Source organism: Agrobacterium sp. LY4 (genome assembly GCF_001526585.1).
In the GTDB taxonomy this organism is placed as follows: Bacteria; Pseudomonadota; Alphaproteobacteria; order Rhizobiales; family Rhizobiaceae; genus Agrobacterium; species Agrobacterium leguminum.
The window spans coordinates 1-422 of sequence record NZ_ASYA01000046.1 but is presented as its reverse complement, the minus strand read 5'-3'; the positions used below and the strand labels follow the sequence as shown (position 1 = coordinate 422).

The window sequence follows — 422 nt, the reverse complement described above, 5'->3', positions numbered from 1 at the left end:
GCCTCATATATGGCGCAGACGATGTGATAAAACGTGCTTGCCGGCGCCGGCTCGTCGAGCATCGGCCTGTCGGCCGGCCATTTGTCGAACCACAGGCCCTTGACCGGCGTGTCGAGGAAAGGCTGCAGCGCGCCGATGGCGCTGAGACCGGAGGCGAGGTAACGCTGACGCTCCTCGCCGCCCGTGACGCTCGCAAGCCGCACCGAAGCCTTCAGCCATTCCGTCTGCGGCCATAACCGCGCCAGCCCGTCATGCACCGAAAAATCGTCGTAGAGGCTCATCACCGCCACCTTGCGGCGCGGGCAGATGCCGTAGGCCTCGCCGATCTCGAACAGGCGTTTTGCCTTGCCGATCGCTTCGTCGTTTCCACGCAGGCTGCCCCAGCGCACCAGAAGCCAGGCCCATTCGAACTGGTGGCCGGG

Annotated in this window: 1 protein-coding gene; it reads right to left on the bottom strand. The window is 65.4% G+C overall.

Annotated elements, in window-relative coordinates; translation table 11 throughout:
* Positions 1-422, bottom strand: a 422-nt coding sequence (locus L904_RS23475) for an AGE family epimerase/isomerase (RefSeq protein ID WP_197416764.1), incomplete at both ends; no start/stop codon positions are given.